Here is an 18,532-nt window from a genome sequence, read left to right as displayed (position 1 = left end):
GCCACCAATATGCCGATCACTGCTAGCAAAAAGCTGGGCAGCAGATAGCTTAAGTTTTGGGTCCTTTTATCTTCAAAGTTTTTTGGCAGGTCGACAGCCTGCGATTTGTCCTTGTTACGCTTGAAGAGTGACATCGAGCCTCCTAGGGCAGGTGATCCCGCCAGACTTTTGCTGGGTTATTGCTTGCCAGTGTGTCCAAAACCACCGGTTGCGCGTTGGCTGGCGCTAAAGCCATCGGTGATTTCGAGCTGAGCTTGCAGTACTGGGACTAGCACCAATTGTGCGATGCGATCACCAGGCGCAATGGTAAAGGCGCTGTCACTGCGGTTCCAGCAGGATACTTGCAGCTGACCTTGGTAGTCAGAGTCGATTAAGCCCACTAAGTTACCCAGCACAATACCGTGCTTATGGCCTAAGCCGGAACGCGGTAAAATCATTGCCGCAACGGCAGGGTCTTCAATATAAATGGCTAGGCCAGTGGGGATAAGTTTGGTTTCTCCGGGCTGGAGCACCAGGCTGGTTTCGAGCATGGCGCGTAAATCGAGTCCAGCTGAGCCAGCAGTAGCGTATGCAGGCAATGGAAACTCTGTGCCGAGGCGCGAGTCGAGAATCTGAGTTTGGATACGACGCATAATTAAACCTTGTTGATATGAGTGGCAATAAAGTCGATCAATTGACGAGCAATTTTGCCTTTACTGGTTTGCGGGAAAGAAGTTTGCTGCTGCTGGCGGTCAATAATAGTAATGGCGTTGTCATCGCTATTGAAGCCAATGGCTGCGTTGGCCACATCGTTGGCCACAATTAAATCAAGATTTTTGTCACGCAGCTTGGCGGTGGCGTATGCCAATAGATTTTCTGTTTCCGCAGCGAAACCCACACTGAAGGGGCGGTCGTTACGGTTGGCAATGGTGGCTAAAATATCTGGATTACGAATCAACTTTAGGGTCATGCCATCGGCGCTATTGGGATCTTTTTTCATTTTTTGCGCAGCGCTCACTTCCGGGCGGTAGTCGGCTACAGCAGCGGCGGCGATCAAAACATCGCAAGGCATTGCGGCTTCACAGGCTGCGAGCATATCGCGGGCGCTGGTGACATCCACACGCTTAACTCGATCTGGCGTTGGTAAATGCACTGGGCCACAGACCAAAGTGACCTGTGCACCTGCTTCAGCAGCGGCTTCGGCGAGGCTAAAGCCCATTTTTCCAGAGCTGTGGTTGGTAATGTAGCGCACCGGGTCAATGTCTTCGCGGGTGGGGCCGGCGGTAATTAAAACATGCTTACCGGTAAGGGCTTGATGGGCAAAAATTTCTGCTGCACTTTGTGCCAAGGCTTCGGGTTCTAGCATGCGGCCAAAACCAACATCGCCACACGCTTGTACACCAGCACCTGGGCCAAGCAGTTTGAAGCCGCGCTGGCTTAGGGTTTCAGCATTGGCTTGGGTGGCTGGATCAGCCCACATGGCCTGATTCATTGCTGGTGCTAAGGCAACTGGAGCGTCAGTGGCTAATACCAGAGTTGTGAGCAGGTCGTTGGCTGAGCCTTGGACTAAGCGAGACATTAAGTCGGCTGTGCAGGGTGCTACCAGCACTAAGTCGGCCCAGCGCGCTAACTCAATATGCCCCATAGCTGCTTCGGCTTTAGGGTCGAGTAAATCGACATGCACAGGATTGCCAGAGAGTGCTTGTAAGGTGAGCGGGGTAATAAACTCACGGGCACCGCGGGTCATGACTACATGCACTTCAGCGTCTAAATCACGTAAACGGCGTACCAGATCGGCGCTTTTATAGGCGGCAATACCTCCGCCAATACCTAGAATAATGCGTTTTTGAAACAGCCTTTGCATGAGACTACCTGTTGTTAGAAGTTGTGTTGGAAGACGCGAAAATGGCCAATTGGTAAATCTAGTCTAAGATAACATAGCCTATCTAGGAGAGGCAGTGGCGCGATTATAAGGGTTTCAGTAGGACTAGGGGGCGCTTTAGCTTAAGCGCTGCCAGTTAGATGATAAGGAGTTCGTCTATGAGTATGCAAAGTTGGCCTCTTAGTGAGAGGCCTCGCGAGCGTTTATTGGAGTATGGCGCTGGTGTTTTATCTGATGCTGAATTGTTGGCTATTTTCTTGCGCACAGGTGTGCGCGGACGTAACGCGGTTGAGTTAGCCCGAGATTTATTAAGCGAGTTCGGTGGCTTGCGTCAATTGCTGGAAGCCGATCAAGCTAATTTCACCAGCCACCATGGTTTGGGGCCGGCCAAGTACTCGCAGTTACAAGCAGTTCTGGAAATGGGCCGTCGTCACTTGGCTGCCAGTATTCAGCGTGAATCGGCCTTAGAAAGCCCACAAGCGGTGCGCGACTTTTTAAAAGCGAAGCTGCGCCATGAGCTGCATGAGGTCTTTGCTTGTTTGTTTCTTGATACGAAACATCGAGTTTTGGCCTTTGAGGTGTTATTTTACGGTACTATTGATGGTGCTAGTGTCTATCCGCGTCAAGTGGTTAAGCGGGCTTTGGCTAATAATGCTGCGGCTTTGATATTAACCCATAACCATCCCAGTGGTGTCGCGGAGCCCAGTCAGGCCGATAAGGTTTTAACTGAGCGTTTAAAGGAAGCTTTAGCATTGGTTGATGTGCGCGTCTTGGATCATTTTATTGTGGGTGATGGTGAGCCGTTATCGATGGTGGAAAATGGCTGGATGTAAGGCCTGGTGCCGGTGCGTAAAACTGTTTAAAAGTTTAGCTTTCCTTGATTCGCCTACAGGATTCTGGTATAAAGCACGGCTCGATTCTAAGAGAACCAGTTTCGGCACTTTAATTTTGTGTCGCTGTTGTTCCTTAGCGTGGACTGGGTAATAATATGCAGGTTATGAAACCGTCATGTTTTTAACAACCTACGAAATCCAATTACGTTTTAAAGCAGCCAACCCATGCTGGGTTGAGCATGTGGTTTAGAGGGCTGAAATATGTCAAAAGTTTGTCAAGTAACCGGTAAGGGTCCGGTTACAGGGAATAAAGTTTCCCACGCCAACAACAAAACCCGTCGCCGTTTCCTGCCAAACTTGCAGCATCACCGTTTTTGGGTTGAATCCGAAAACCGTTTTGTGCGTTTACGTTTATCTGCAAAAGGTATGCGCGTGATTGATAAGCGCGGAATCGATACAGTACTGGCTGAGCTTCGTGCTCGTGGCCTAAAAGTTTAAGGAGAACACCATGCGTGATTTAATCCGTTTAGTGTCAAGTGCTGGTACCGGTCACTTTTACACTACAGATAAGAACAAGCGTACGACGCCTGATAAACTGGAAATCAAAAAATTTGATCCAGTTGCGCGTAAGCATGTGATTTACAAGGAAGGCAAAATCAAGTAATTGATTGCACCTTCTACGTATAAAAAAACCCGCTTTATGCGGGTTTTTTTATTGCCTTAAAACAGTATTGAGCAGATATTTGCGACTCACTTTTGTATGGGTGGCATGTATTATTGTTGCTCGTTAGTATTGCGCTCAGATAGAGTTTTTGAAAAGTGCCTTGGATGCGTGCAGCGTAAAAATTATATAAAAATAACTGGAGAGCAAAATGTTATTACGCGGGTTGAGTTGGTTGGTAGCTTTTCAGCTAGTGGGGACGGCGCTGAATGTACTGTTTTTCCCAGTCTTGCCAGGCCCTATTATTGGTTTGGTACTGTTGTTTATCTACCTGCTATTCAGTGGCCAAGTGAATGAGCCGTTAAACGAAGCAGCGTCGAGCATATTGCGTTATTTGCCTTTGCTGTTAGTGCCGCCTGCGGTAGGTGTGATGGCGCACCTGGCCGATATTCAAGCAGACCTCTGGGCAATTATTGGTGCGCTAGTGATTTCAATGGTGCTCTCAGTGGCCTTTATTGGTTGGCTGATGCAGCTCCTCATTCGCCGTCAAGCTAAGGCGGGGGAAAAGTCATGAACCTCGATTGGCAAGCTGCCTATGACGCCGTACTGCACCACCCATTATTTTTCTTTGGTTTAACTCTGGGTGTTTATCAAGTGGCGTTAGCTGCTTACGAAAAAACGCGTTGGATGCTATTGCAGCCAGTATTAGTCTCCATGACTCTGTTGATCGCCATGCTAATGGCGATGGGTGTTGACTACTCGGAGTATAAGCAGGGCGCGCAACTGTTAACCCTAATGCTTGGCCCTGCAACTGTGGCGCTGGCAGTGCCCCTGTATTTAAATATGCGACGCGTGCGTCAGGTGTTGTGGCCGACACTCATTACCCTGTTTGCCGGTGGGTTATTTGCTACCGTTTTGGGTGTGGGCTTAGCTTGGTTATTCGGCGCAGAAGCGCTGATTTTGCAAACCATTGCGCCCAAGTCGGTAACCACACCGATTGCTATGTTAGTGGCCGAAGAGATTGGTGGCGCAGCTTCGTTGGCCGCAGTATTTGTGATGATTACCGGTGTCTTGGGGGCAATGTTTGGGGTTGAACTGCTGCGTTTGCTGCGCATTACCAACCCCGCTGCACAAGGTATGGCGCTGGGTATTACCGCGCATGCTGTGGGTACTGCGCGGGCGCTAGAAGAGAGTGACGAAGCCGGTGCTTTTGCCGCACTAGCAATGAGTATTATGGGTGTGCTGACTGCAGTATTAATGCCATTGGCAGTGGCGCTGATAATTTAGCTGCGTTCGCAGGTTTTGTTTAAACCGGCGCTGGTTGCCTTAAGCCTAGGGCTTGTAAGCTTGGACTTGCTCTGTTTACGGTGCTTGCTAGGCGTTGCGCTAAAGTTTGGCATGTTATCATTGGCAAAATTTTTATAAGGTTGAAGTAGCTATGAAGTCACCATTGCCGCCATTTTCCCAAGCCCCAGTGTTGGTGGTTGGGGATGTTATGTTGGATCGCTATTGGTACGGCAGCACTACGCGCATTTCCCCAGAAGCACCGGTACCTGTAGTGAAGGTGACGCGGACTGAAGACCGCCCTGGCGGCGCTGCTAACGTGGCCCTCAATATTGCTGCTTTAGGTGCGCCAGTGCAGTTAATTGGCGTCACCGGCGCTGATGAAGCTGCTGATGCATTGACAGAGCAGCTGCACTCAGTGGGGGTCAACACCCATTTTCTGCGCAGCGCTGGGCAACCCACTATTGTGAAGTTGCGTGCAATGAGCCGTCAGCAGCAACTGTTGCGGATGGATTTTGAAGAAACTTTCGCAACCGATACTGACGCGCTATTAGCTGAAGTTGAGGCGGCACTCGATGGTGTCAAAGTGATGGTCATGTCTGATTACGGCAAGGGTACTATCCGTAACCATCAAGCTTTGCTGCAGGCGGCTAAACAGCGTGGGGTTGCTGTGCTTGCTGACCCCAAGGGTACAGATTTTTCTATTTATCGTGGTGCAACTTTATTGACGCCCAATATGGCCGAGTTTGAAGCAGTTGCCGGGCCTTGTGCAGATGAAGCGCAGTTAATGCAGCGTGGCTCCGCAATGCTCAAAGATTTGCAACTGGATGCTTTATTAATTACTCGTGGTGAGCAAGGTATGACCTTGTTACGCAATGGCGTTGCCGCTTTGCACTTGCCCGCTCGAGCCCGTGAAGTATTTGATGTGACGGGAGCCGGCGATACCGTGATTTCCACTTTGGCCGCTGCCTTGGCTGCCGGTGAAAACTTACCGCAGGCGATGACCTTGGCTAATTTGGCTGCTGGTATTGTGGTGGGTAAGCTGGGCACTGCCACTATCAGTGCGCCGGAGTTGCGTCGGGCTTTGCAGCGTGAAGAAGGAGCTGAACGCGGGGTGCTCAGTTTGCAGCAGTTACAAGCTGCGGTGGAAGATGCCAAGGCTCAAGGTGAGCGTGTGGTCTTTACCAATGGTTGCTTTGATATTTTGCATGCTGGGCACGTCAGTTATTTAGAACAAGCCCGTGAGCAAGGCGACCGTTTGATTGTGGCGGTCAATGGTGATGCCTCGGTGACGCGTTTAAAAGGTTCTGGTCGACCGATTAATGCCATCGATCGACGTATGGCGGTGCTTGCTGGTTTAGGTGCGGTGGATTGGGTGGTGAGCTTCAGTGAAGACACCCCAGAAAGTCTGATCACCTTGCTCAAGCCCGACATTTTAGTTAAAGGCGGCGATTACGGTGTGGATCAGGTGGTCGGTGCTGAGTTGGTTTACGCCTATGGTGGTGAAGTGCGGGTGTTGGGTTTAGTGGATAACAGCTCAACCACTGCCATTGTTGAGAAAATCCGTAGCGAATAAATTGACTCGCTGTGGCTGGGCTTGATCGATAATTCAGCCCAGCTGCATAGGGCTTATCTTTTAGCCTGTTGACGCAAAATCTCAGCCACGCAGGCCGCATTACTTTGTAGGTGTTGAGGGGTGATAGTGCCAACAATGGCGCTGGTGACAGCAGGGTGAGCAAAAATCAGGGAAAAGCTAGCCTGCACAGGGTCAATCCCATCCGCTAGGCAGATGTGCCCACTGGCTAAGGCTTTCTTAATCAGAATGCCTTTGTTGTGTTGGCCGGCATAGTCGATCACGGGCAACTCATCACGTTCATTAAAATTGTAGGTGACCATCGCGCAGTCACCTTGTTCTAACGCGAGGATGCCGCCTTCTGAGGTTTTTCCAGAAAAGCCAAAACCACCAATTTTGCCTTCCTGTTTTAGTGCCGCGAGGGTGTCGTAGACCTCTTCGTGCTGCAAAATAGCCACATCATCGCCATTGGAATGCACTAAAACCAACTCAATATGATCAGTGCGTAGACGCTGCAAGCTGCGGTCTACCGAGAAGCGTGTGTGCGCTGCAGAAAAATCAAAGGCTGATTCGCCCTCGATAAACTCTTCGCCAACCTTACTGACAATTATCCAGTCATCGCGCTGGCCTTGCAGTAAATAGCCTAGGCGCTCTTCACTGATGCCATAGGCTGGCGCGGTATCCAATAAGTTAATGCCCAGGTCGCGCGCTTGATTGAGCAGGGCTAAAGCGTGCTTATCGTCGGGAATAGTAAAACCATTGGGGTATTTAACCCCTTGATCACGGCCGAGTTTGACGGTACCTAAACCCAGCGGTGAAACCTTTAAACCCGTTTTGCCCAGTGGACGATAAAAGTCATGCAGGGTCATTAAATGCGTTCTCCCAAATTGGTTGTGCAACACGCGGTCGCGGTAAGTCTGGATAGCTTTGCTTGCTGCTGGGTTGAATGCCATCTCGGGCTAACAGCTTGCAGATACGGTCACTAAAGTCAGGCGCCAATGCTAGTTTAGTTGGCCAGCCCACTAGTAATGAGCCTTGTTCAGTAACAAAAGCGTTATCGGGACGCACCAAGCCTGACTGCACAGGTTCCGCACGATCGACACGCAAAGTTGCCCATTGCGTGGCCTCTTGATTTACCCAAGGTAGCAATTGCGCCACCTCGGCTTGCGCCGCGGCAATTTGTTGTGGCTCGGAGCGCGCCACGCCGTCAGCTTCGGCAAGATTACCGCCCAAATACCACACCCACCGGCCATCGGCGGCTGGATGGGTGGTGACTGTGATCCGTGGTTTGCTGCCGCCACCGAGGCAGTGTGCGTATAAAGGTAATAACGCTGGGCCTTTGGCCATAACCATATGTAAGGGCCGCAGCTGTTGTTCTGGTTTACTTAGGGCAAAGGCTTGCAGTAAGTCTTGGTTGCCGCTGCCGGCACACAACACCACACGCTGCGCATTGATGCTGTAGTTATCTGCTTGCACGCCAACCAATTGCTGATTGGCGTAGCGTGGGGTGATTGTTTGCGCCTGCAACAGACTATCGCCAGCCAAGTCGGCTAAACGCTGCACCAGACTGGGTACGTCTAGCACCAACTCAGCCAAGCGATAGACGCGGCCTTTGAAGTCTTTATGTTGCAAAGCGGCGGGCAGCTGTTGCCCTTTGACTTGATCCACCCGACCCCGCATCGCTTTACTGGCAAAAAAGCTGGTCAGATTGCCGGCAATCGAGCCGGGCGACCATAAGTAGTGCGCATCGGACAGTAAACGCACGCCGCGTAAATCCAATTCGCCTTCGCCCTGTAAGGCTTTACGCCAGCGTTCCGGCATATCGGCAATGGCTTCGGATGAGCCGGTTAGCGCACCATGCAGCGCATATTTAGCGCCACCATGAATGATGCCTTGTGACTTCACCGATTGCCCGCCGCCCAGCGTATTGTGCTCAATCAGTAGCGTATTAAAGCCCTGCTGGCGCAATTGCGCGTTGAGCCAGAGCCCGGCAATGCCGCCGCCGATGATGGCAATGTCAGTGTTTAAGGTGAGTGACATAAGCGCCTCTCGCAAAAAATAAGTGAGCAGTATAACCGAGCGCAGTATTATCGCTGCGCCTTTGCTAAACTTTGCTGCTATGAATAGAACTCTATATACCTTGCTACTGTATCTGGCGGTGCCGGTGATTGCCGTGCGCTTGTGGCTGCGTTCCAGAAAAGCACCGGCTTATGCGAAACGCATTGGCGAGCGCTTTGCCGTAACTTTGCCCGAGTTCAAGCAGGGTGGTATTTGGCTGCATGCGGTGTCAGTCGGTGAAAGCATTGCCGCTGCCCCAGTGGTTAAAGCGCTACAGCAACAGTATCCAGATTTACCCATTACTGTGACTTGCATGACGCCGACCGGCTCTGAGCGTATTCAAAGTCTATTTGGCGATAGCGTACAGCATTGTTATTTGCCTTACGATTTACCTTTGGCAAGCAAACGCTTTTTAAAGCGTTTACAGCCCCGTCTAGCCATAGTGATGGAAACCGAGCTGTGGCCGAACCATATTAATCAGTGTGCGCGATTAAAGATTCCCGTGGTGTTGGCCAATGGCCGTTTATCCGAACGTTCGGCACGCGGCTATGGGCGCTTTCCCAAGCTAGTCGCACCGATGCTCAAGCAGATCAGCGCGCTGGCCGTGCAGAGTGCAATTGAAGCCCAGCGTTTTACTGAACTGGGCGCGCGAGCAGATGCGGTGATGGTTACTGGTTCGATTAAATATGATCAGCAAGTCGCCGAGGGCTTACCCGAGCAGGCGCAGACACTGCGCGAGCAATGGCAGGCCAGTCAGCGTCCGATTTGGATTGCTGCCAGTACCCATGAGGGCGAAGATGCCTTGGTGTTAGCCGCGCATCAACAGTTACTCAAGCTCTTTCCTAAAGCCTTATTGATTCTAGTGCCACGCCATCCTGAACGTTTTGAGTCTGTTTATACTTTGTGTGTCGAGCAGGGTATGCGCGTGCAACGTCGCTCCACTGGTGCGCGAGTCACTGCAGAGCAGCAGGTCTTACTCGGCGACACCATGGGCGAATTGATGTTTCTCTATGCGCTGGCCGATGTCGCACTGGTGGGCGGTAGCTTAATTAAACATGGCGGGCACAATATGTTGGAGCCAGTGGCTTTAGCTAAACCCACGCTGACCGGGCCGCATTATTTCAATTTTTTAGAGATTGCCGAGCAATTGCGCGAAGCAGGCGGATTGCAAACGGTTGCCGATAGCCCGCAGCTGGCGCAAGCAGTGGCGCGCTTATGGAGCAGTCACGCACATGCAGAAAAAATGTGCCGCGCTGCGCAACAGGTTTTGCAGCGTAACCAAGGCGCTTTGCAGCGTTTGCTGGATATTATTCAAGTACAGCTAGCTGAGCATCAGTCAGCACCTTAGAGGCACCGCAGCTGCGGTGCTGGCGCGCTTGCGGGCTACTACGAATTGCCGCTAGACCTTGGTGCAAGTCAGTATTAATCTGTACCTAGACCTACCTTATAAAGTGTTTTGTGCACACCTGCAGTGGCGCAAAAACTCGAGTTTAACTGCCCTGACCCGTGTGGCAGCCTTCAGGAGAAGACAATGAGCAGCAGTGATCGCGTTATTATTTTTGATACTACTTTGCGTGATGGTGAGCAAAGCCCCGGCGCTTCAATGACCAAGGAAGAAAAGCTGCGCATTGCTAAAGCCCTTGAGCGCATGCGTGTGGATGTGATTGAAGCGGGTTTTGCCATTGCCAGTCCAGGTGATTTTGATGCAGTAAAAAGTATTGCCGATACCATTCAAGACAGCACCATTTGTAGTTTGGCACGCGCTTTAGATGCTGATATTGAGCGTGCTGCTGAAGCGTTAGCCGGTGCAAACTCGGGCCGTATTCACACTTTTATCGCCACCAGCCCGATTCATATGCAGCACAAATTGCGCATGCAGCCTGATCAAGTGGTCGAGCAAGCAGTCCGTGCAATTAAAAAAGCGCGCAACCTGTGTGCTGATGTTGAGTTTTCCTGTGAAGATGCCGGTCGCTCTGAAATTGATTTCCTTTGCCGCATTGTAGAAGCTGCGATTGATGCCGGCGCTCGCACCATTAATATCCCTGATACCGTTGGTTATGCCATTCCCCACGAGTATGCCAACTTGATCAGTGAGCTGATTAATCGTGTACCCAATGCTGATAAAGCGATTTTCTCGGTGCACTGTCACAACGATTTAGGTTTGGCCGTCGCCAACTCCTTAGCGGCAGTGGTGGCTGGCGCCCGTCAAGTTGAGTGTACGATCAATGGTTTGGGTGAACGTGCGGGGAATGCGGCGCTGGAAGAAATCGTCATGGCGATCAAAACCCGTCAGGACTTATTAGGCGTGCACACCAATATTGATACGCCGCATATTCTCAGCGTGTCGCGCATGGTGTCTGGCATTACCGGTTTCCCAGTGCAGCCCAATAAAGCCATTGTCGGAGCCAATGCTTTTGCCCACGAGTCTGGGATTCACCAAGATGGCGTGCTTAAACACCGCGAAACCTATGAAATTATGGCTGCAGAAGATGTCGGCTGGCATGCCAATAAAATGGTCATGGGCAAACACTCAGGCCGCAGCGCATTTCGCAGCCGCTTATTAGAGCTGGGCATTGAGTTAGCCAGCGAAACAGAACTCAACGCAGCTTTTGCGCGCTTTAAAGATTTAGCCGATAAAAAGCATGAGATTTTTGATGAAGACCTACAAGCGCTGGTGTCAGAAACATTATCTGAAGAAACCCCAGAGATGTATAAGTTAGTCAGCCTAGAGGTGGCCAGTAAGACCGGCGAAGTGCCCCATGCGCACCTTGTGCTAAGTATTGATGGCAAAGAAGTTGCCGCTGATGAGCAAGGCTCAGGTCCGGTCGACGCTGCGTTCAAAGCCATTGAGAAAGTTGCGCAATCTGGCGCTACCTTACAGCTGTACTCAGTCAACGCTATTACTCAAGGTACCGACTCACAAGGTGAAGTGACGGTGCGTTTGGAGCGCGGTGGCCGTATCGTCAATGGTAATGGTGCCGATACCGATATCGTGATTGCTTCAGCCAAAGCCTATCTCAATGCCTTGAACTTGATGCAGGCGAGTACGGCTAAAGCACACCCACAGGTTGACGGTGTGTGATCAACCCAATGAGCTTAATGCATGATCAAGAGGTACGCCGCCAGGCCATGCTGCAAGCAATGCAGTTGGAGGTCTGGTTGCCGCGTCAGCAGCTAGTCAATGCTGCTGCTTCTCGTGAGTACTTACTGCAGTGGCAGCCTGAAGACTGTGTGGTAGTCGAGCCGAGTGCTGCTGCCCAGTCTAGGGCTAAAGTTACAGCCACTGCCGCACCGAGTCATAATCCAGTAACGCGCCCTCGTGGTGAGGTGTATGTTTCGGTACATGAGAAACTAGCTGCGCTGCAAGCTGCGCAACCTGCTAAAGCAGCGGTTAAGCCGATGGTGGCCGCCGTTGCGGACCCTACTCCTGCTACTCCTGCAGTCGAGGCCACAGAGCTAGCACCTGCTGAGCCCATCCCGCGCTTTGCCTTGCAATTGTTGCGGGCAGACAACTGTTTAGTGCTAGTGGATTTACCTACTGGTGAGCCGTTTCAAAGCCGTGATCCTGATTATCAATTACTTAAAGATATGTTGCGCGCGGCGGGCTTAACCGACAAGCCCAGTTTTATGCGTCAAGGTACGCCCATTACTTGGCCATTGTTGCTTACAGGTAATTTAATGCACGAGCAAAATGCCACCGCAGCACGGGCATGCGTACGCGATTTATTAAGTGTTGAGCTGCAAAGCGCACCCACAGCCTGCATTTGGTTGCTGGGTAAGCAAGCAGTGCGCTTCGCCAATGCTATAGACGAGGCTCCCTTGTATAGCCTGCAGGACTTCTCTGGCGCGACCCAAGTATGGAGTCTACCTGGCTTGGAGCAGGTGCTGGAGCAGCCTCTCCTTAAACGGGACATTTGGCGCAGCATGTGCGCGGTACGCTCACTCTGGCAGGTAGAAAATGATGGCTAAAATTAGCTTTCGCTTGATGCAGGAAAAAGACTTAGATTCCGTACTCGCTCTTGAGCAACAGGCCTTTACCCATCCGTGGACGCGCAAACTGTATGTTGATGCGTTGCACAGTTATGAATGCTGGATGCTGTATGTGGATGAGCGCCATGTGGGGCATGGGGTCATCAGTCAGGTGCTGGATGAGGCGCATTTGTTGAATATCGCCATTGCCGTCAGCGAACAGGGCCAAGGCTTAGGCTTACAGTTGCTGGAGCATCTGATGCAGCGTGCTAGTCAGCGTGGCTGCGTGGAGTGTTTCTTAGAGCTGCGCGCTTCTAACAAGTCGGCTTATCGTTTGTATGAGCGTTATGGTTTTAATGAGATTGGCCGCCGCCGCGACTATTACCCAGCCCCGGCTGGGCATGAAGATGCTCTGGTGATGGTGTGCACATTATTTGCAGACCATCAGTAGCTATAAATAATGTGTGACTGCAGCGGTCGAAATTTTGTCAAACTGCAGATACTTGTATAAGTAAGACGATATAACTGAGGAAGCTATGCCTGAATTACAACAGCTGTTTGATAATAATGTCCAATGGTCTGAGTCAATCAAAAAAGATGACCCTACTTTTTTTGAAAAGCTAGCCAAGCAACAAGCACCAGAATATTTATGGATTGGTTGCTCTGATGCTCGAGTTCCGGCCAATGAAATCGTGGGCATGCTACCAGGGGATTTATTTGTGCACCGCAATGTTGGTAATGTGGTGTTGCACACGGATCTGAACTGTTTGTCAGTGATTCAATACGCCGTTGATGTGCTAAAAGTTAAGCACATTCTGGTCACTGGTCACTATGGTTGTGGTGGCGTGCGCGCGGCGATGCAGGACAAGCAAGTGGGTTTAACTGATGCTTGGTTGCGCGGTATTCGTGATTTGCATTATGAACACTATGAAGAGCTGTCGAAGCTGGCCACAGAAGAAGAGCGCGTTGATCGCTTATGTGAGCTCAATGCTATTGCGCAGGTCGCCAATGTCAGTCACACCGCTATTGTGCAAAATGCTTGGCACCGTGGGCAAAAGTTATCCATTTATGGCTGTGTGTACGGTATTAAAGACGGCTTGTGGAAAAACTTGGACGTGACCATTAAGGGAATTGATCAGGTGCCGGCGCAGTACCGCTTACGTAAGCGCGACTAACGGGTTAACTGGGTTAAAACACAACGCCAGCCAATGTTGATTAGCTGGCGTTGTGTTTTATGGCTACTGCTCTGGTTTACTTGCCGCCATTTGATAGGCGGTTTCTAGGGCGATGTGTAAGCTGCCAGTATCAATCTCACCAGTGCCGGCTAAGTCCAGCGCTGTGCCGTGATCCACAGAGGTGCGAATAATCGGCATACCAAGGGTAATGTTGACTGCCGCACCAAAGCCGCGGTGCTTGAGCACTGGTAAACCTTGGTCGTGATACATGGCTAAGACTGCATCACACTGTTTCAGGTTGTGCGGGGTGAACAAAGTGTCTGCTGGTAGGGGGCCGACTAAGTCCATGCCTTCCGCACGCAGCGCATCCAATTTGGGCTCAATGATGTCCAGCTCCTCACGCCCTAAGTGGCCATCTTCGCCGGCGTGGGGGTTGAGGCCGCAGACGAGAATGCGCGGCTTTTTAATAGCAAATTTTTGCTGTAATTCAGCATGCAAAATACGTGTAATGGTTTCGATGCGCTCACTGGTAATGGCATCGGCAACTTCACGTAAGGGCAGGTGAGTAGTGACTAGAGCAACCCGTAAACCGTGGGTAGCCAGCATCATGACCACTTGCGGTGCTTGAGTCAGCTCTTGGAGAAACTCAGTGTGACCGGAAAATGGCACACCCGCATCATTAATGATGCCTTTGTGTACCGGTGCGGTGATCATCGCGCTGAAAGTGCCATCTAAGCAGCCTTGGCCTGCGCGGGTTAATGTTTCCAGTACATGTTGCGCATTCGCTTGATTCAGTTGGCCAGCAGTCACTGGCTCATACAGGGGTGTATCCCAGACATACAGGCTGTCGGCTGGCGCGGGTTTATCAGGCCAAGCGCCCGGCTCTACATCGAGCAGTTGTACTTGTAAGCCCAGTTGAAGAGCACGCTCGCTGAGCAGCTGGCGATTAGTAATAGCAATAACTGGGTAAGGCTGCACTTCATGAGCCAGCATCAAACATAAGTCGGGACCAATACCAGCAGGTTCACCGGGTGTTAAAGCAAAACGCAAAGTCATATGTCTTTAATCTCCACATAGGCTTCGTCACGGATCTGACGTAACCATGTTTGCAGTTCTTCATCGTACTTACGGTTGCGCAGTAGGTTAACGGCTTGTTGTTCACGCATTTGTTCGCTGCTATCGGTGCTGCGGCGATCCATGACTTGCAGTACGTGCCAACCAAACTGGCTTTCAAAGGGCTGCGAAAGTTGGCCGATTTCTGTGCGCGCCATTTCCTCACGGAAGGCTGGCACTAGGGAGTTTGGATCAATCCAGTCTAAGTCACCGCCATTGCGCGCAGAGCCTGGGTCTTCAGAGAACTGTTTGGCCAGGGTGGCAAAATCTTCGCCGCTGCGTAAGCGCTCATGTAAGCGGGTGGCCAGTTGCTGGGTGGCCGCTGGGCTGCGAATTTCACTTGGTTTGAGCAGAATATGACGCACATGCACTTCATCGCGGTAGACTGCTTCATCGCCGCGTTTATCTTGCAGTTTGAGCATAATAATGCCGCCAGCAGTACGTGACGGCTGAGTGACTTGGCCTACGGCCATGGAGGCCAATAAACGGTCAAAAGGCGGTGGTAACTGCCCAGCTTTACGCCAACCCATGTCACCGCCTTCTAAAGCGTTTTCACTGGCGGAGTAGGTCATGGCCAATTGAGCAAAGTCTGCACCATCTTCCAACTGCGCAACAATTGTCTCTACGGTTTTTTGTGCTTGTGCTAGATCATCACTGGTGGCTCCGTCGGGCACTGGAACCAAAATGTTCGATAGCAGGTATTCTTCTGCGAGCTGCATTTTACCAAGATCTGAGGCTAAGAAGTTTTGTACTTCCTGATCAGTCACCTGAATACGCTCTGCAACACGGTATTGACGGACACGGCTGATGGTCATTTCTTGACGGATCTGCTCTTGTGCATCGTCTAGGCTTAAACCATCCGCAGCTAAGGCTTGCTCAAACTCTGCCTGAGTTAAGCCGTTGCGCTCGGCAATGGTGGCCATGGCATCACTGAGTTCTTCATCGCTGACGCGAATTCCAGAGCGTTCCGCCATTTGCAGTTGAATAGCATCAATGATCAAGCGTTCCATGACTTGCTGACGCAAAACATCTTCTGGCGGTAATTCAACTCCGCGCTTGTTGATGGTTTGCTGCACTTCCTTGAGGCGTGTTTGGTATTGGCTGTACATGACAATGTCGTTATCGACAATAGCTGCCACACGGTCCAATGGTTGTTCTGCTGCGATTACAGTGCCTACCAGCAAGCTGCTGGCGAGGATGATCGCGGATAGAGGTCTAATAAGCATTGTTTTCACGTTCACGGTAGCCTTGGATGCCTTCATCGAGGAATGTCTCTACTTTGTTACCGGTTACACCACCTAAACCTTTAAGGACGATCTGCAGGAATACCCCGTGATCACCTGTGCGGTTGTCGAGCGGCGACATGTTGCGCTCATCATAGTCAACCCAGTAGCGGTTGATGAGGCGCAGCTTCCAGCAGCAGCTGTCATACTCAAAGCCACCAAAGGCTTCTAAGGTGCTGTTGCGGTTGTAGTCAAACTGCCAGCGACCAATAACGCTCCATTGCGGCATAACTGGCCACATAAATGAGGCATCGGTTTGTTCGATTTTGTAGAAGTCTTTGTAGACTCTATCGTTATCGTTTTTATCAACATAGTCAGTACTGCCAGTAACCCAGATGCCGTCATCGTTGAGGTGCAGGGTGTCATTGCGGTAGCGGTAGCCAAAGTTCACAATCTTGTTTAAATCTTGTTGCGATTGATAGTGGAACATGGCACTACCAGAGCGGGTGCGGTGTGTATCTGGGTCCCACATCAAGTCAGCATTAACACGCCACTCGTGGTTAAATTGGAACATGTATTCACTTGCATATGGCGAGCGGGAGCTGGTATTGGCAGCAACTTTTTTATAGTCAGTGCCCGAAAGTAAAACTTTACGGTCGGAGAAGTAATAGGCCTGACCAAAACTAATACGCTGACGCTCAAAGCCGCTGTCATCTAACCAGCGACTGGTTAAGCCGAGTGAGACTTGATTGGCATCGCCAATGCGGTCATGGCCACTGAAGCGGTTGTCCCGGAATAAGCTGGCATAGCTGAACTGCATTTCACTGGTATCAAACAGCGGTAAATCAGTTTGGTCCTCATTGGGCACGTACAGATAGAACAAGCGCGGCTCTAAGGTTTGACGGTAGTTTGTTCCGGACCATTGAGTCTCGCGGTCGAAGTACAAGCCACTGTCTACGCTATAAATACCAATGCTGCGGTCTGGACTGCTGTTGAATTTGGTCTTATTGTCTCTTAGGTACTCTTTGCCTGTGCTGTCTAAGTTCAGGTCGTAACGAGTATAGGCATACTTCACTTCAGGCTTAATAAAGCCCCAGCTCCAGTTCATAGGCAAACTGACGGCAGGCTCGATATGCATGCGATCACCGTTGGCACGACTTAAGCCCTTTAAGCTCACGTCTCGCCACGGCTCTGTCTTACCATCTTCGTCGTAGTAATTGCCTTTTTTCAGTGAACGATCAAAGCGTGTCCACTCAGTGTTATAGCTCATCTGTAAACCCGCAGGCTGATAGGGCAGCGCGCCGGCTAGAGAAAACTGTGGCAACTTATCGTAAGGGGTGACATCGCTGATGTTGGCCATTTCATAGGCATGCACACCAAGCTGAGCAGAATAGCTATTACCACGCCAAGTTAAATTGGCTTTTTGGTCCAGAGTTTCGTTGGAGCCGGCAATGATATTGCTATTTAAGTCCTGGAAATAGTAAGGGTCACTGATGGCTGTGTAATCAATACTACCGAGGAGGCGCTGATTAAAGCCTTGTTCATGCTGCAGCATATACATCCAACGATCTTTTTTATATTCCGACTGCAGTTTGCGCTCGTCTTCATCGTCACTTAACCACGCACCGCCAATACGGCTTTCACTGCTTTTGCTGAGGTAACGGAACTCACCTTCAGTCAGTAAACCGCGGTTGCTCATGTAGTTAGGATAAAGCGTGGCGTCAAAATTTGGCGCTAAGTTGAAGTAGTAGGGGGTGGTGAGGTCTAAGCCGTTGTCGTTACTGTAGCTGATACTCGGCGGTAAAAAGCCAGACTGACGACGGTCATCAATCGGGAAGTGAATATACGGCGTATAGAAGACAGGAATGTCTTTGACCCGCAGGGTTACGTTGGTTGCACTACCAAAGCCTGTGTTTGGGTTTAGCGTGACGTTGTTACCGCGTAAATGCCATGCATTGCTGCCCGGGGAGCAGCTGGTGTAAGTGCCGTCTTTTAATCGAATGATGGCATCTTCTTGGCGTCTAACATATTGCGCACTGCCGCGAGAGTTACCGGCATGCATTACATATTCAGCGTTTTCAACTTTGGCAGCACCGCTATCGAGTTGCAATTCTGCACGGTCACCAACCAATAAGGCATTGCGATCACGAATACGCACATTACCTTTGAGCTCACCAAGATTGTCTTGTTGGTATAAGTTGGCTTCGTCGGCCTCGGCTTGCAAGCTGGCTTGGCGAATAATCACATCACCGGCCAATGTCGCAGTTTCTGTTTTTTGCTCGTAGCGTGAAACACCAGCGTTGACATACAAAGGCGAATCGCTAAATGAGCTGGTGTCATTCATCCCAGGACGAATAGGCTCAATATAAGCACCGCTGCAGTAAGGACCAACTTCCGCCAGTTGCGCCTCACTGAGTTCTTCGCGCGGCACCCAATCTAAGTGACTAAAATCAGCGCTGCGTGAGGCTAGCCCTTTACCGCGGTTGCTGCTGACAGATTGCGGCGCGGCTGGCGCAGTAGGAGCGCTGCCCTTGGCTTGGCTCGCATCGGTTTTTGCAGTGCTGGTGCTAATTGGCTGGCTTGGCTCAGGGCGCGGTGGGCGCACTGTTTGACTGTCTTGAGTCGTGCAGGACCAGCCGCCATTGGCACTTTTACAATCATACTGCTGTGCTGTGGCGCTGCTACTGAGCAAAGGCTGTAAGATGCAGAGCGCCCCAGTGGCTAAAAGGGGGAGTTTGTTACGATAAGAATATTTTGCTGCCATAGTGTGTGTCCGTGCTTC

The 18,532-nt window shown here is 50.9% G+C and carries 18 protein-coding genes; 11 read left to right on the top strand and 7 right to left on the bottom strand.

What is annotated here, in order from left to right; translation table 11 throughout:
* Positions 1 to 176: 176 nt before the first annotated feature.
* Complete coding sequence (gene dut, locus O6P33_RS01095; RefSeq protein ID WP_269818416.1) at positions 177 to 632, bottom strand: dUTP diphosphatase; 456 nt, start codon at positions 630 to 632, stop codon at positions 177 to 179.
* A gap of 2 nt (positions 633 to 634) precedes the next feature.
* Positions 635 to 1,843 (bottom strand): bifunctional phosphopantothenoylcysteine decarboxylase/phosphopantothenate--cysteine ligase CoaBC, encoded by a 1,209-nt coding sequence (gene coaBC / locus O6P33_RS01090; protein WP_269818415.1) that lies wholly within the window; start codon positions 1,841 to 1,843, stop codon positions 635 to 637.
* Between the two features lie 176 nt (positions 1,844 to 2,019).
* Here coaBC and radC point away from each other — a divergent pair, with 176 nt between their 5' ends.
* From radC to hldE, 6 genes are all read left to right on the top strand, one after another.
* Entirely contained in the window at positions 2,020 to 2,694 is a 675-nt protein-coding gene (radC, locus tag O6P33_RS01085) for a RadC family protein (RefSeq protein ID WP_269818414.1), read from the top strand.
* A 261-nt stretch (positions 2,695 to 2,955) separates the two neighbouring features.
* A complete protein-coding gene (rpmB, locus tag O6P33_RS01080) occupies positions 2,956 to 3,192 on the top strand; it encodes a 50S ribosomal protein L28 (protein ID WP_269818413.1) in 237 nt (78 codons plus the stop codon).
* Positions 3,193 to 3,202: 10 nt separating this feature from the next.
* Positions 3,203 to 3,358 (top strand): 50S ribosomal protein L33, encoded by a 156-nt coding sequence (rpmG, locus tag O6P33_RS01075; RefSeq protein ID WP_269818412.1) that lies wholly within the window; start codon positions 3,203 to 3,205, stop codon positions 3,356 to 3,358.
* A 208-nt stretch (positions 3,359 to 3,566) separates the two neighbouring features.
* Positions 3,567 to 3,929 (top strand): CidA/LrgA family protein, encoded by a 363-nt coding sequence (locus O6P33_RS01070; protein ID WP_269818411.1) that lies wholly within the window; start codon positions 3,567 to 3,569, stop codon positions 3,927 to 3,929.
* Complete coding sequence (locus O6P33_RS01065) at positions 3,926 to 4,642, top strand: LrgB family protein (RefSeq protein ID WP_269818410.1); 717 nt, start codon at positions 3,926 to 3,928, stop codon at positions 4,640 to 4,642. Before O6P33_RS01070 ends, O6P33_RS01065 begins: the two co-directional genes overlap by 4 nt.
* Positions 4,643 to 4,793: 151 nt before the next feature.
* Positions 4,794 to 6,215 carry a bifunctional D-glycero-beta-D-manno-heptose-7-phosphate kinase/D-glycero-beta-D-manno-heptose 1-phosphate adenylyltransferase HldE gene (gene hldE / locus O6P33_RS01060; RefSeq protein ID WP_269818409.1) on the top strand — a complete coding sequence of 474 codons (1,422 nt, stop codon included), beginning with the start codon at positions 4,794 to 4,796 and terminating at the stop codon, positions 6,213 to 6,215.
* A gap of 53 nt (positions 6,216 to 6,268) precedes the next feature.
* Here the strand turns inward: hldE and O6P33_RS01055 are convergent, their stop codons facing one another.
* Both O6P33_RS01055 and O6P33_RS01050 read right to left on the bottom strand, forming a co-directional pair.
* Entirely contained in the window at positions 6,269 to 7,081 is an 813-nt protein-coding gene (locus O6P33_RS01055; protein ID WP_269818408.1) for an aldo/keto reductase, read from the bottom strand.
* Positions 7,068 to 8,252 (bottom strand): FAD-dependent oxidoreductase, encoded by a 1,185-nt coding sequence (locus tag O6P33_RS01050; RefSeq protein WP_269818407.1) that lies wholly within the window; start codon positions 8,250 to 8,252, stop codon positions 7,068 to 7,070. Before O6P33_RS01050 ends, O6P33_RS01055 begins: the two co-directional genes overlap by 14 nt.
* Positions 8,253 to 8,331: 79 nt before the next feature.
* On the opposite strand from O6P33_RS01050, the gene waaA reads away from it, so the two are divergent.
* The 5 genes from waaA to can all read left to right on the top strand — a co-directional run bounded on the left by waaA (position 8,332) and on the right by can (position 13,414).
* Positions 8,332 to 9,618, top strand: a complete 1,287-nt coding sequence (gene waaA / locus O6P33_RS01045; RefSeq protein ID WP_269818406.1) for a lipid IV(A) 3-deoxy-D-manno-octulosonic acid transferase — start codon at positions 8,332 to 8,334, stop codon at positions 9,616 to 9,618.
* 183 nt (positions 9,619 to 9,801) lie between these two features.
* Positions 9,802 to 11,352 carry a 2-isopropylmalate synthase gene (locus O6P33_RS01040; RefSeq protein WP_269818405.1) on the top strand — a complete coding sequence of 517 codons (1,551 nt, stop codon included), beginning with the start codon at positions 9,802 to 9,804 and terminating at the stop codon, positions 11,350 to 11,352.
* On the top strand, positions 11,349 to 12,239 hold the full coding sequence (locus tag O6P33_RS01035) for an energy transducer TonB (RefSeq protein WP_269818404.1): 891 nt from the start codon (positions 11,349 to 11,351) through the stop codon (positions 12,237 to 12,239). The genes O6P33_RS01040 and O6P33_RS01035 overlap by 4 nt, the downstream gene beginning before the upstream one ends.
* Positions 12,229 to 12,690, top strand: coding sequence for a ribosomal protein S18-alanine N-acetyltransferase (rimI, locus tag O6P33_RS01030; RefSeq protein ID WP_269818403.1), 462 nt, complete (start codon positions 12,229 to 12,231; stop codon positions 12,688 to 12,690). The genes O6P33_RS01035 and rimI overlap by 11 nt, the downstream gene beginning before the upstream one ends.
* Before the next feature lie 85 nt (positions 12,691 to 12,775).
* Positions 12,776 to 13,414, top strand: coding sequence for a carbonate dehydratase (gene can / locus O6P33_RS01025; protein ID WP_269818402.1), 639 nt, complete (start codon positions 12,776 to 12,778; stop codon positions 13,412 to 13,414).
* 63 nt (positions 13,415 to 13,477) lie between these two features.
* Here the strand turns inward: can and pdxA are convergent, their stop codons facing one another.
* The 3 genes from pdxA to O6P33_RS01010 are packed head-to-tail and all read right to left on the bottom strand — an operon-like array spanning position 13,478 to position 18,514.
* Positions 13,478 to 14,470: a 4-hydroxythreonine-4-phosphate dehydrogenase PdxA gene (pdxA, locus tag O6P33_RS01020; protein WP_269818401.1), complete on the bottom strand. Its 993-nt coding sequence runs from the start codon at positions 14,468 to 14,470 to the stop codon at positions 13,478 to 13,480.
* On the bottom strand, positions 14,467 to 15,768 hold the full coding sequence (locus tag O6P33_RS01015) for a peptidylprolyl isomerase (RefSeq protein ID WP_269818400.1): 1,302 nt from the start codon (positions 15,766 to 15,768) through the stop codon (positions 14,467 to 14,469). The genes pdxA and O6P33_RS01015 overlap by 4 nt, the downstream gene beginning before the upstream one ends.
* Positions 15,743 to 18,514 (bottom strand): LPS-assembly protein LptD, encoded by a 2,772-nt coding sequence (locus O6P33_RS01010; protein ID WP_269818399.1) that lies wholly within the window; start codon positions 18,512 to 18,514, stop codon positions 15,743 to 15,745. The genes O6P33_RS01015 and O6P33_RS01010 overlap by 26 nt, the downstream gene beginning before the upstream one ends.
* Between the last annotated feature and the right edge of the window lie 18 nt (positions 18,515 to 18,532).

The organism is Denitrificimonas caeni (assembly GCF_027498055.1).
Lineage (GTDB): Bacteria > Pseudomonadota > Gammaproteobacteria > Pseudomonadales > Pseudomonadaceae > Denitrificimonas.
This window is presented reverse-complemented; position numbering and strand designations above follow the sequence as displayed.